Origin of the sequence: Paenibacillus sp. NPDC056933 (assembly GCF_042674385.1) — a bacterium.
Lineage (GTDB): Bacteria > Bacillota > Bacilli > Paenibacillales > Paenibacillaceae > Paenibacillus.
The window spans coordinates 2,959,793-2,973,709 of sequence record NZ_JBHUQN010000001.1 but is presented as its reverse complement, the minus strand read 5'-3'; the positions used below and the strand labels follow the sequence as shown (position 1 = coordinate 2,973,709).

Sequence of the window (13,917 nt, the reverse complement as noted above, 5' to 3'; positions counted from 1 at the left end):
GTATTAGCAACAACTTGAACCATCACTAATCCCGCTGCAAATCTATTCAGTTTGTTTCTTCTTACGAAACGTATACAACCAATGTGTAAACGTTCCGAGCGATAATACCATCATGAGCAACCACACCAGCCAACCGATTAACGGGATGTTCATGAATGCCACAATTAGTGATGCTCCAATGACCAGTCTAACCCATTCATTTGGGATCCATTTCTCCTGTAAAAAGCCACCGATCATATGACTAAAGGACGTCATCCCCATGATCAAGGCTGCAAACAAGATCAGAAAGACAACAAGCAGTAAAGGAATACCCACTAATGTCACAATACAGAGTAAACTGAAAGCAATGAGGATTGCACTGCCCAGAGAACCCAAGTAGAACTGTTTCCTCCAAGATGCGATCGGCTTTCGCTTAACCCACGCTTTAGCTTTGCGCCCTCCAACTAAATAGAAGAACAACGGTATAAGAATCAACAAAAGACTGCCTGCAAGTTGAATAAGCCATAGCCCAGCGACAATTCCTCCACCGATGAGGAGGCTGTTCTGCGTACCGGTATCCAGCGTAATATTATAGATATCGTCGCCGGTGACCGCGCCTTCATCCTGTGTGATTTTTCCTCCTATGACCACGACGGTTCCGTCAACCCTCGCGGTTGCGGAAAGGTGTAGGTTCCCGTTTACTACAATGACAATCCCCGATGCGTGACCCAAAATGTCGGCGTTTCCTCCAATAACATACAGATCGTCAACTGTTTGTCCTACAGGGACAGTTGTCTCTGAATGCTCAAACAAGCTGCGAGCAGATACCCCTTGCGGATAAAAAAACAGGATTGCCGCGGTAAGGAGTACAATTAAAGAAAGTATTTTCTTTTTCATCATTTATTCCCCCTCACATAGCGGTCGATCGCAGCACTTTACGAATTGACAGAACGGAAGCAAATAACACGATCAGCGAGAGAATGACCACAATACCCGAAAGCATCGGCATATCTGCTACTGCATGAGACACTGTATAGAGCAGCGCTCTGCCAATAACCAATACGCCCTGCATAAGAGGAATGACTATAGGTCCGGCTGTAATGACTAACAGGACAAAAACCATCACAGAAAGCAGCGGTACAAAGATCCATAGCTTACCAAGGTTCCGTATTGAGGTTTCTCTTGCAACGGCCTGCATAACCCGGGTTTCGAGGTCATCCGGCTCGGCCAGCTCATAGATAGCTGATGAGAACGTTTGTTTTAGATCCGTCAATTCAAGCAGTAAGGATTGGCAAGACGAGCAGTTTTCCAAATGCGTTTCGATTTGCACTTGTTCCTCATGCCCCAACTCCCCATCCAGGTAGGCTGATAACTGTTCTTCGGGGTGCATGTTATTCCCCCTCCCCTTTGTTCCATATCTTCCGAAGCGACATTCTAGCCGAGAACAGCCGGGATTTGACGGTCCCCATCGGGATTCCTGTCAACTCGGCAATTTCTTCATACCGAAAACCTTGCACGTCATGCAGGAGAAGGATCTCCCTGTGATCGACCGAAAGCCGTGCCAGTGCTTCTTCCATCGAAAGCTTCAGATTAGGGTCACTGGCAGAATCATCAGGGATGGTCTCTTTCAACGTTTCATAGGTCTCAATGGTCTTGGTTCTTTGTTTCAGTTTATCCTTGCATAAATTTGAGGCAATGCGCATGAGCCAACTGGAAAACGCATGAACATCATCCAATTTGCTTAGCGCAAAGTAGGCTTTCATGAAAATTTCCTGGGCCGCATCTTCCGCCTCTCCGCGGTCTCCAAGCATACCGAAGGTATGGCGAAATACAGGGCCTTTATAACGGATCACGAGTTCTGCGAAAGCTTCCTGGTCGCCCCGTCTTGCCCGATCAATGATCCGACTTAGCTTCTCATCCACCACGCTTTTTCAACTCCTGACGATAAGAAAGCTTTCCCAATAATGCCATACTCTTATGCCTCTGTAAATGCTCGGGCCTAAGGTTTCGGCAATGTGACCAGTCTGCCTTGTGTAAGACTGCTATCGAGACAGAAACTCGTTCACTCATGGAACATAGTTATATTATATGGTAATGTCTTTGGCAACCAACGAGCGAATGCTGGTTGACTTCTCAAAAGAGCAACCCGGCAGTCTTATTAGTGCTCCCACAAAAACCTCACTTGGCCTGTGACCAAGGAGCTCCTTCAGTTCACCCCATATGTTTCCTTCTTGCGAAATGCCCGGAATGGATTTGGCCCACCGGTTCAGAATCGACGCATGCATACCGGCGTGCCGTCGGATACCCGCAGCGTCAAACATGATGATCGCACTCATAATTGCCGCAATGGCAAATCCGCTAGAATTAAAACCTGATTCCGATTGCGGTGGCCAGTGAAGTCACTGCTGCGGAGTGTGAGCTCGCCATCCCGCCTGTACTGAACCCGAGCCGGACATTCCAAATACGGTGTGTGATGAGATATATCGGTACCTTAATAATCTGAGCAGCTACAATCGCGCAGAGAGCGGCAATCAGCGGAAAGTTATGCAGAATAGCCATAACCGCTTCCTCCTTTCGTGTTTGATCATTCCCTAACGGTTCGCAATTTTCGGAGAATCTCTAGAAGCATTACGTTGAAACTGACCCATACACCGCCGAATACATATCCTGCGAAGACATCGCTAGGATATTGCATCTTAAAATAAATCCGGCTGATCCCTACCGCGAGGCAGATCAGGATGACACCCATAATGATGGGCACACGGATATAATGAAAGCTGTAATATCTTAGCAGTAGAAAAGCCGAAAAGCCACACACCGTCAATGAAGTTAACGTTTCTTCACTCGGGAAAGTATTAAAAAACTGGAAGCCAGCCGTGACGGGCCCTGGACGATGGAACACCATGCGTAAAATCTCGTCAATGAACTCCCCTCCGGCAACTACCCATACCAGAAAGATCAGGTCTAACCTACGCTCTTTAATGTGCAGCATGATCCATAGCGCCGTCAAAGCAAGCAGCGGACCATAGAAATATAAGGTGCCAAACTTCGAAAAGACATGCATCCATTCACTCCATTCAGTACCGAACGTGGCTGCAACCAGATAGGATACGATTTCATCGAACTGTCCGAATTCCTGGGCAAGAAAGTCCTGGATCAAACCGAGCATCAGCGAGAAGAACAACACGAAAAAGGCAAACGAAGCGAGCAACAGAAAACGAACCTTACCAAACGAGTTAAAGCGGCGCCCACCTTGTATGAGCAGCTGCATAAGCGCTTCAACCACCTGACGTTTATACTTACGATATACATAGATGACAACGGTCAGGAGTGCGGATACGATACCGAAGATAACCAAGTAATGGTTTACCGTTGAATGATACTGTTCCCATTTAGGGCCAAGCACCTTGCCCAAGGAGATGAACAAGCCTACCCAGAAGATCGCGCCGGTATAGGCAAAGAGAGCGTAACGCTTGAACGACATGCGTGTAACCCCGCAAAAATACCCCGTGATATGCCGGACGCCCGGAATGAAATAAGCTACGAAGAGCAGTTTGTCTCCATATTTCTCAAACCAGAGGGCCATTTTGTCAACGCGTTCTTCCGTAAGATGGACACGATTTCCGTATCGCGTTACAAACGGCCTTCCCAAACGGTAACCAATCCAATACGAAAGCGTTACTCCGGTCAAAACGCCTGCGCCGGCCGACACGATACTGATTAACCAGCTCAGCTTTTGTTCATATACAGAGAGGCCGATGTAGCTCATCATCACTTCCCCTGGAAGTGGCAATGCCAGCATTTCGAGGCACAAGAACAGAAAGATAAGCCCATACCCGTAATGTTCCAGCAAATGGGTCAAAATGTCCAAGATTGATCACCTTCCGAAATACAGGCGGATTGCAGGACGAGCAATCCGCCTTATTCTGTTGGATTTATACCGTGGCACCTTTATCGGTGAGGCCGACCTCCCGGTACTTCTTACGATTCAAGGCTTCATACAAAATCGGAATCACCACAAAACTATTTAGCGTGGATGTGATCATACCGCCGATGACGACGACACCCAGCACCTTGGAGATGACCGTTCCGTCATCTCCCGAGAGCGCGAGCGGAATCAGTGTCAACACAGTGGTGGCGGCCGTCATAAAGATTGGGCGTACCCGGGACAGGCTTCCCTGCATGACAGCGTCCCGCAAGCTCAGGCCTTCGCGGCGGTTGCGCTCAATTTTATCGATAAGTACGATACCGTTCGTAACCACGATACCTGTCAGCATCAGTACACCGATCAGCGCGGCGAGGTTCCACTGTCCATGTACCGCATATAGTGCGAGAACGACACCGGAGAGCGCAAGCGGAATACTGATAAGGACGGCGATTGGAGCCCGCCAGCCTCGGAAGACGAAACTGGTAATGAGCAATACAAGAAGAATCGAGATAACAACGGCAATGGTCATCTCGAAGATCATTTGTGTCACCTGTTGCGTGATGCCGCCGAGCGAATAGATGACACCTGCCGGAAGATCCGTGGTTTGAAGCGTCTTATTCACCGCTTTCGATACACCGCTGATATCACTGGAAACAATACGGGCCTGGACTACCGTGTAGGGCTTGCCGTCGCGTTCTTGAATGGATGAGACGGTATTGCTTCTAAGGATCGTTCCGAGTTGATCCAGCCGGTAAACCTTTCCGCCACTCCCCTTCACAGTCTCGGCTGCGAGCGAAGCCAGCACCTGGTCCGGAGTATAGACGGGAAGCGAACCCTCAACCTGCGTTTGCCCTGTCTTCACCGGGTCGAGATAGACGTCGACAGGGATGATGCCCGTTCCGCTGGAGACCGAGATATCAAAGTCTTTTCCTTTAGTCATATAACGGGCGAGCACCTTGTTAATATCACTTCTGATCACTCCGGCTTTTAATACTTTTCCCCGATCCAGCGCAATCCTAAACTTAGGAATTCCGTTGGTCAAATCCGTTTTACCAACAACGCTCAGACCGCCAATTTCTGAAAGGTTAGAACGCACAGCAGTTGCCGCTTTATCCAAAGTTCTTGCATCTGAGCCGCTAAGCATGATATTGATCGTAGAATCATCGCCAGCGATGTTTTGGTTCGTGATCGTTACCGCTGCCTCACCCTGTTGGCTGCCCAATCTTTTCTGCAGTGAAGTGATATAGTTGTTCACCTGCTTCTTATCTTTGAGCGATACCGACAAGTTTGCGATATTCGGCTGCTGAATATAGCCGCCCCCCTGGTCAAATACGTCATCCGCCTGCGGCGTGAACGAGGAGCCAAACGTCGACGAAAATGAAGCGACCTGTGGATCTTGCTTCAGCACCGTTTCCACACCCTGTACCGCCTTGTCAACTTCGGACAGCGGTGTACCTTTCGGAAGCTCAAGCTGAACAGCAACCTGACCGCTGGCTGCGCTGGGCAGCAGGCTGAACGGAAGTTGCGAAGCAAAAAACGCCGCGACGATGAAAATAACTATCGATACTCCGATTACGGTTTTCTGGTGTTTGAGCGCCGCCGTTAGAAACGGCTTCATGGTCGGTTCCAGCGTTATCGCCTTTCCGCCCGGTTTATGCCAGCCAATATAGGCGAATGCCGGGATCACAAGAATGGCAACCAGGAACGAAACGGCGAGCGCGATGACGACAGACCAGGCAAAGCCGGAATACGACGCGCCGATAATGCCGCCGACAAGTGCTATAGGTACGTAAATGGCCACCGTTGTCGCCGTGGAGCCAAAGATGGCAGGAAGCATTTCTACCACGGATGCAGCCAGTACATGCAGCGTTCCCTGTTCTTTCTTTTCCTGCATTTTACGGTGCATGTTGTCGAGGATAACGATCGCATCGTCGACAATCCGGCCCATGGCCACAATTAATCCAGAGACAGTCAATATATTGAGAGTGACACCCATTGCCTTTAGGATCGCCGTTGTTGCAAGCAGTGAGATTGGCAGCGATACGGCTATAAGCAGGGTCGAACGGACATTTCGGAAGAAGATCAGCACGCACAACATCGAGAATACACAGCCAAGAAGTCCTTCACGGACAAGTCCCATCAGGGAAGCATTCAAATCATGAGCGCGGTCTCCGGTAAGTGTCATAGTGACATCGCCGCTCTGTATGGCAGGTAAGGCGGCCACACGCGTTTTTACCTGGTCCGCAACGTCTGTAATATTGGCGCCTGGAGTTTTAATTACATTAATTAGAACACTGGCTTTGCCGTCCGTACGAGACATCGTTTGTACGTCGTTAAGAGAGCGCGAAACGGAAGCTATGGTCGATAATGGCACGCTGACGCCATCGTTGTTCTTGATGGCAATGTTTTTAAGGTCTTGCTCCGTCAAATCCCAGCCTTCCACCCTTACCGGGAAAGGGGATTTCACATTTTGTATATTGCCCTGCAGGGTTGGTACTGCAGCCGTTACTGATTTGTTGAAATCGTCGAGCGATAATCCAGCTGCAGCAAGGTCTTTGGTACGAACCAGAACCACATATCCACTTTTTGCTCCCCCGACGGCCTGGACGTCCGCAACACCGGGTACAGATTTCAGTTGGCTGACAATGTCGGCCTGGATCGTCGAGCGCAATGTATTGTCATCCACTTTCCCGTTATTGGCGGTCAGGCTATAGGTAAGAACCGGGAACGTGCTGGTCGTCAGCCTCGTAACGGTTGGTGTGTTAACACCGACCGGCAAATCTGCGTCACCCAGTGCCATTCGGATATCCCGCTCGGCCTTGTCCATGCTGTAATTCATCGGGTAATACAGATTCATCAACAATCCGCCATCATAGGATGTTGTTTCGAGGTTAACGATTCCATCGGTTTTACGGATCGCTTGCTCAAGCGGCGTTGTAATATCGCGTTTTACCTGATCTGCCTGGTAAGCGGATGCCCGCAGCGATACCATGAGCGTCGTGTTATTGATACCAGGCAAATAATCGCGCTGCATCTGGATCGCGGCAACCGATCCCCAAGCAAGCACGAGCACAACTACGATAGTCAGTATAGCCGCACGCTGCATCACGGCTTCAATTAGTTTCTTCATATCTAACATCTCCTCACTTTCTTTCATAAAGGAAAGGACTTCTAAAGACATGCGTTTGTTCATTACGTAAATAAATTTATTTCTGGCATCCATCCATCAGCCGGTCATAGTTCCATTTATCGGCTCATCTTGGAATTGACCGGCCATACTTTACTCTCCACTCTTTCATATATTCCGGTAACCTTTGTGAAGCTTCGCTGCACCAAATCAGCTTTAGAAAGAAAAGTATGAATGGTGATAGCAGTACCCGTGCCCAATATAAAACCTGAAATGACATTCAGCGGATAATGAACGCCTGTCCAAACCCGCGAAACACTTATAAAGGCAGCCAAGGATAACCATGCCCACCCCTCCTTGCGATGGTTGAACCAAATCGCTGCTGCTACAACAAATGCCGCAGTAGCGTGATCACTTGGAAAGGAAGCATTGGCGGCTGCTGGATAAGAACATGAACGTGGTGATCGACAAACGGGCGATTCCGATAGAACAGACTGCCCAAAATTGTTTTATCTTTATGTATTATCGAAACACTCACAACTGTTGTAAATGACTGAACCAGCACTCGTTAAGCTAACCTCCCGTTAGCATAACGAAAAGACAGCCGATTAATTAGTGGGCTGTCTATTGCTAGGGTTAACATTCTGATGTATTTCACTAGACTCTCGAAAAACTTAAGTTTCCAGTTGCGTTGAAAAAGAACATAAAGATCTTGAGTGACAAGTGTTCCATGATTACGCCGCAGCAGGACAAACGTGGACTCATCTGATTCATTAAGCCCCAGTGTTTCCATCAAGCGCACAATTTCATTCTTATCAGATGAGCTGTATGTCGGCTGGGCTAACAGCGAGTTAAGTTGAGCAAATCCTTCCAAAACTTCCCGACCAGATAAGCTCCTGTTTTCCATCCATTCATCGGCGTTTAGTATCTTCGCTCAAAGAGATTTTCTACATTGTATGAAGCAAGCCTTAGCATCATTTCCTCCTTTGACTAACAAGAGTCTCAGCCCTTTCGGCCATGAGCTCTGAATTGATATTACTGATGCCGAACCTGGTAAGTTTATGCACGACTTCGCTTGCGGACGGAGCATTTTCAATGATGATGTTCACAACTTCATCAGCATCATCGACGAGCCGGATATAGCGTTTGAATTCCTCCTCTGTCATATTCCCACTAACTACGAAGAGTTGATGAAGCAAATCCAACACTGGCATGTGTAGCTTACCATCTGGGACTTCCGGAACTGTCCAGAACTTGCTATCAAGAAACAACATTGAAGTAATAGGAGCTTTGTTATCTGTGTCTCGGTAATAGACTTGGCCCGCGTCTTGGAACACTTCTTGGATAGTTCCTCCCCGCCCTTCAGAAAAAACGATACCGCATGAAGCAAGCGTCAGGAGAACATCCTCCCGTATGCTGTTTAGGAAGTATTTCGCCACATGGGTCGCAAACGGCGTAAATGGTTCATGACCATAATGCCATGTCGGCAATGCCAAACTACGATTGAGAGGCGTGAGTTGGTCCTTAAGTTCATTAGCAATTTTCCAAGCCGGAAGCATCCATGCATGGAGATCACTTAACAAATCTTCATTGATTGTCCTTCCATCTTTACCAATGAGGTGATGCATGTTTTTTGGAAATTCATCAAATGGTTTTTGCGCCAACCTATTGATTGCGGAAGTAAGTGATTCTGCTGAACGTCCTGCGAAAAGTGCACCAAGATGGGTCGCTTCCATGCAGCCTGGTCCGCCACCACTAACGACGATGAAACCAGATTCAGAAAGCTTCTGAGCAATTCGTGCAACCTCGCGATATGCATTGCTGCCCCGTGGCTCTCGATGCCCACCCATGATTGCGACTGGACGGCGTCCTGCCTGCATCTCTGTTTTCAGAAATGAGTTCATTTCCCGCACAACTGAGGTGTCATGCAAAGCTTCCATCATCGCGGCGTAGGGGTCCGAGATGGTAGTCCCCCCTTGTTGATGAAAATATAAAAAGCACTGGAAATCTGGCGTAGCAGGTAAACTAAGTGCATTTTCTGGATTAAAGTGCTCAAGTAACTCAAATGGATTATAGAGCTTATCGTGAATTGGATTGAACGGGGGATGAGTGATCAGTTCAATTGGTTTTATCATTGTTCGCTCCTATTTCTCAGTTTTTAAATTTTCATGCTTTGTCAGGTTCGTTAAAAATAAGGTGGGCGATCTCATCTTAATTTCTGCCAATAGATAGACTTGGCAGTTTCGGACTTAATTTAACCAGGAGCCTATTTAATTATTCTGACGTTGTTTTACCGAATTAATGGATAAAAATTGAGTAGTTATATCCTACTCGGTAATCAGGAAAGAACTTGTTCCAAATAAAAAAGCCGCCTTATAAGCGACTCACATGCGAGGAACTGTATTTATCAAATAAGTTATTGTTTATTGACGCATAACGGCTAGTTCCAGGCTGTGTTTGACCGTTACATTTAAACTAGCTAGAAATGGCCGATACATATTAACCATCTAACCATTTCCTGGCATTCGGTGGGAAATTTTCTTTCTTGATAAATTTAACATCATCATCTGTAAGCGCATATGAAGTAGTATTCTCTATTAACCTGTTTGAGAACTGTTTACTTATAAACTGATGAATAAAATTCGATGTGTCATTAGTTTCGAACGTATGTACAAGACCACAATATGCTCCATATTATTTTGCTGTCAAATCGAGGCCAGCGACGATGCATGGCCCGTAGCTTTTGCAGAGTGCCTATCTTTCCGCCCCTGCCGCAGGCGATCTCCAGTACGTGCTTCCCCTGCCATCGACTCCGTTCATGACTCTGAATCAGTCGGGGATAAATCGGTATAGACATATTTTCGGTCATCCCAAATCGCATAAAATATGCCCGCGAGCCCCCTGTATTGATGAACCAAAAGGACAGAATGACTGGAATGATCAATAAGCAGTAAGTAATGGTCGAAGGTACAGCGCAAACAAGCACGGATTGTACGCGGTAACGGGAACCCCAGCGCACCGAGGTGAGGATAACAATACCGATTCCTTCACAGAATAACAACCAGTCAACCGTCAGCAATACCTCAAGTGTCTTTTCTGGCTCTGCTTCTTCCAATATCACATCCACACCGGTGATACAGCCGCAGATTCCCGCTCCAAATGTCGCTGTTGTAAAAAGCATTACAGAGAGGACATTTCTAATATTAACCAAAATATCGCCTCGGAAATGTCCTGGTGGTTAAAAGCTCCCCAGTCTGTTGATGCCGTTATCGGGGGTACAATCACTTACAGCATGACCGTCACCAACAGCGGCAGCTTTATTTTATCAATTTTTATGGGTTTATGCTTTTGTCACGCGACACGATTTCTACCATGTTTATGTTTAGATAATAATCTAATCAGCAATGACATAATGTTCTTGTCCTTCGACATTATTAAAATTTAAGGACAAGAACTTGGACCGACTGCCGTCGTACTCTGTTCCACTCCATAATGAAAAAAACCAGCTGGGTTAACCGAGCTGGGGTTAATAAATTTACTATTTTTGTTCACTTTCTATCTTTAACTACTACCACTGTGGTGTCTTTTGATTCCCTTGACTTTCGAATCAGGTGCTTCGAATCCCCCTAATTGGGACTACTAGAGTCTCACATAGCTTCTTCATTTAATAACTTCAACCTTTTTATCCCCTGCTGACTTCGCTACCTCTAACGTTGTTTTAGCTTGGATAGCGACTAACACGCCAGTAGCCAGCATAGAAACGATTAAAGCTGCGCTGAGGGCTGTGGAAATTTTCTTCTTGACCATAACCATACCTCCGATATCTATTATGTAATAAGCAACTCAAGACTATGACCAGCCGAGGGTGGCTACATGACTGCGAAAAGGAAATTACAATATTTCACTTTTCTTGTTAGGTAATCCACTTGATGAGTGTATTATAACGTACTGACAATGATTGTAAAAGGTTTTTTTTCCTTCTGTTCAATTAAAATAAAGTATTAGGCGCGGAAAATAAAGTTGTAGACTAAGCCACCGTCATATGGCCTCTTCCAGCACATTACACTGCTCACACTCTACTCCTGTATGATTTAACATCTATCAAATCGGCAATAGGTACAAGTTCTTGTCTTCGACTCGGGACAAGAATTTGTACTATAAAACAAAAAAAAGCCGCTTAAATAGCGACTTCAATGGGAATATGTTCTTTCCCTCGACAGATCTGCCAATCGTTAAAAGAGCAGGACATCCTTACTATTAGGGTACCCTGCTCTTTATTTATTTCGTATGTCTATCTAACCGGTCTTCATCCAAGCTTAGCTATTCAAAAATTCGATAAGCGCTGCATTAAATGCTTCAGAATGTGTCGCGTTAAAGCCATGCGGTCCACCTTCTACCACAACAAGTTGGCTGCCAGCGATGGATTCATGTGTACGCTGTCCACTGACTTCCAGTGGCACAATAGAATCGGAATCACCGTGAATAACCAAGGTCGGAATATTGAATTTCTCCAGATCTTGACGGAAATCGGTACGTGCAAAGGCAGCAATACAATCCAGGGTTCCCTTAGGTGATGCGAAAGCAGCAATATCCCGGTTATATAGACGGAACGGTTCGCTCACCAGATCAGTACGATCTCCTGCAGCGAAAAAGTTTTTCGTGAATGCATCCAAGAAGGCTAGACGATCTCCCTTAACCCCATTTTGGAATTCTTCAATTGTTGCATCGTCCAATCCTCCCTGAGGATTATCTTCGGATTTATACAGGTAAGGAGGGACAGCTCCGGCAAAAACAGCTTTGGATACCCGCTCCGTTCCAAATGTTCCGACATAGCGAGCCACTTCACCGCCTCCCATGGAGAAACCGACCAGTGTAACATCGCGCAAATCAAGGTGTACAATCAATTTATGTAAATCTGAAGCAAATGTATCATAGTCATAGCCATCCCAAGGTTGGGAAGACTGACCAAAACCACGACGGTCATACGTAATAACCCTGTAACCAGCTTCTATCAGGGCAGGTACTTGCTTCTCCCAGGATCGTCCACTTAAAGGCCAGCCATGAATAAGGATGATGGGTTTCCCCTCGCCGTGATCTTCGTAATACAGTTGAATGGGTTGTGCATTCTCTTCGCCTACGTTTACTTTAGCCATGGAAAATCCCTCCATTTAATTAAGTTTTATTTGGTTGATACTAATCAAATGCTACATATGGAATCTATTATTGTCAATTGTACTCAAGAAATAAATCGTTAATTTATAGATATAATTAGTCTATGATGCACTTGATTGACGATCCATGAATAATTTATAGGGAGTAGACATTATTGAGCATTACATCTTTATTAAGGTGAGTGATTTACCTCAGAAGTCGCATAAATGATCGCTTTGCAAACCTTACCATCTACCGAAAATCTTTTGGTTGTGGCAAATGGCGCCCGAGCTTTATACCCCTCGTGCGTGCTTCGCTCCCGGACAGTAATCCATTTAACTTTCCAGTCTTGTTCATGTAGCAGGCCCATTTCCCAAAAGGCAGGCTCGGTCCATGCCGACTCTTCAGCCTCAGCGTGTTCCGCTCCTCGAGCCCAAACTTTGACCCGATAATAATATCGTTGCCCCGATTCCAACGGTGGCCCCTCGTAGGGAACAAGAACAGATTGCTCGGAATAAGTGAAATGATTCCAGAGTAGAGTATCGAATTCTGCACTTAATGATACTTGCAGCTGAACGCGTTTTTGAATGACCTACGTGTTGTCCGATACGATATGCCAACTGAACCGAGGTTTCAGACAACCCAACCCGATCGGATTATTGAAATGTTCGCATCGAAGCGTTTTCACTTTTAGCATCGTGAAGACCTCCCATTAAACCTTTTACGTTACTAATATAATTAAGCGCTTACAATGAATGGGCGTCAATGTTGTATCCTTTTATTATAAGTGCTTGATTTACTGGTCTTCTATTTGTTCAAGCAACGCAAATCATTGATCAAATTCGTAATTTAGTGTATTTTGGCACTAACCCTCCCTGTTACAGCTGGTTGCGGCCGGCATCGGTGCGACCGTACAACCGAGAGAGAGGCTAAAACAACATCCGGAATGGTATGATATCGTATCGATTCCTATTTCTGCGCCCACTCCTGTTCGTCACCTGGAGTTGATGTAATATGCTGACCGATTTATCAGCAAAGCACAGCAGCAATTGTCGGAATGGCTCATCGAATTTTTAAAATTAAGAACGGTTTAAGAACTACTGGAAAAGAGAGGTTAACTTTTGGAGAATTCAAGCGGAGTATACGCAGTTACTGATCGCCTTGTTATACGGCAATTTGGTTTGCACGATGTGCAGTCGTTTTATCAATACCGGGCTAACCCGGATGTTTCCCGGTTTCAATCCTGGGAGGATTATACGTATGAAGATGCGGAAGCGTTTGTTCAAAAGCAAATGATGCAAAGCCATGATCAACCGGGTACGTGGTTTCAATACGCCATTGCTTTGGCTGAGTCCAATCAAATTATCGGAGATTGTGCAATTCATACACTTGGAGCCGAACCTCGAATCGTGGAACTCGGATTTACTCTTGCACCAGAATATCAAGGAAAAGCATATATGCATGAGGCTCTTTACTCTGTACTTGACTATGTTTTTGGCTCGCTGAACAAACATAAAATGATCGCTTTTACCGATGTGCGAAACGAAAAATCCATTCGCGTTCTGGAGCGTTTAGGGATGAGACGTGAAGGGCATTTGCTCCAAAATTACATGTCCAAAGGCAAATGGGTAGATGAGTATCAATATGCAATGCTGCAATCGGAGTGGTTAACCAAGCGTCATTAACAAATCACGAACGTAATATGCTTAATGGAACATCAAAAATTAAAAAG

General features: G+C 46.1%; 10 protein-coding genes and 3 pseudogenes. 1 reads left to right on the top strand and 12 read right to left on the bottom strand.

Annotated elements, in window-relative coordinates:
* Positions 1-42 precede the first annotated feature (42 nt).
* The 12 genes and pseudogenes from ACFTRD_RS13170 to ACFTRD_RS13115 form a co-directional block, all read right to left on the bottom strand.
* A complete protein-coding gene (locus tag ACFTRD_RS13170; protein WP_379380454.1) occupies positions 43-879 on the bottom strand; it encodes a bactofilin family protein in 837 nt (278 codons plus the stop codon).
* A 10-nt stretch (positions 880-889) separates the two neighbouring features.
* Positions 890-1,369, bottom strand: a complete 480-nt coding sequence (locus ACFTRD_RS13165; protein ID WP_379380453.1) for a zf-HC2 domain-containing protein — start codon at positions 1,367-1,369, stop codon at positions 890-892.
* A gap of 1 nt (position 1,370) precedes the next feature.
* A complete protein-coding gene (locus ACFTRD_RS13160; RefSeq protein ID WP_379380452.1) occupies positions 1,371-1,904 on the bottom strand; it encodes an RNA polymerase sigma factor in 534 nt (177 codons plus the stop codon).
* A 159-nt stretch (positions 1,905-2,063) separates the two neighbouring features.
* A pseudogene (locus ACFTRD_RS13155) lies at positions 2,064-2,538 on the bottom strand (divergent PAP2 family protein).
* A 25-nt stretch (positions 2,539-2,563) separates the two neighbouring features.
* Positions 2,564-3,850 carry a VTT domain-containing protein gene (locus tag ACFTRD_RS13150; protein ID WP_379380450.1) on the bottom strand — a complete coding sequence of 429 codons (1,287 nt, stop codon included), beginning with the start codon at positions 3,848-3,850 and terminating at the stop codon, positions 2,564-2,566.
* Between the two features lie 64 nt (positions 3,851-3,914).
* On the bottom strand, positions 3,915-7,037 hold the full coding sequence (locus ACFTRD_RS13145; protein WP_379380448.1) for an efflux RND transporter permease subunit: 3,123 nt from the start codon (positions 7,035-7,037) through the stop codon (positions 3,915-3,917).
* A 116-nt stretch (positions 7,038-7,153) separates the two neighbouring features.
* Positions 7,154-7,468, bottom strand: a pseudogene (locus ACFTRD_RS13140) (phosphatase PAP2 family protein); the annotation flags it as partial.
* 540 nt (positions 7,469-8,008) lie between these two features.
* Positions 8,009-9,169, bottom strand: a complete 1,161-nt coding sequence (locus tag ACFTRD_RS13135; protein WP_379380446.1) for an LOG family protein — start codon at positions 9,167-9,169, stop codon at positions 8,009-8,011.
* A gap of 518 nt (positions 9,170-9,687) precedes the next feature.
* Positions 9,688-10,245 carry a hypothetical protein gene (locus ACFTRD_RS13130; protein WP_379380444.1) on the bottom strand — a complete coding sequence of 186 codons (558 nt, stop codon included), beginning with the start codon at positions 10,243-10,245 and terminating at the stop codon, positions 9,688-9,690.
* Between the two features lie 449 nt (positions 10,246-10,694).
* A complete protein-coding gene (locus ACFTRD_RS13125) occupies positions 10,695-10,841 on the bottom strand; it encodes a hypothetical protein (RefSeq protein ID WP_379380442.1) in 147 nt (48 codons plus the stop codon).
* 509 nt (positions 10,842-11,350) lie between these two features.
* Complete coding sequence (locus ACFTRD_RS13120; RefSeq protein WP_379380440.1) at positions 11,351-12,187, bottom strand: alpha/beta fold hydrolase; 837 nt, start codon at positions 12,185-12,187, stop codon at positions 11,351-11,353.
* Positions 12,188-12,399: 212 nt separating this feature from the next.
* Positions 12,400-12,882, bottom strand: a pseudogene (locus ACFTRD_RS13115) (glycoside hydrolase family 78 protein); the annotation flags it as partial.
* Between the two features lie 424 nt (positions 12,883-13,306).
* On the opposite strand from ACFTRD_RS13115, the gene ACFTRD_RS13110 reads away from it, so the two are divergent.
* Positions 13,307-13,870, top strand: a complete 564-nt coding sequence (locus ACFTRD_RS13110) for a GNAT family N-acetyltransferase (RefSeq protein WP_379380438.1) — start codon at positions 13,307-13,309, stop codon at positions 13,868-13,870.
* The last annotated feature ends 47 nt before the right edge of the window (positions 13,871-13,917 follow it).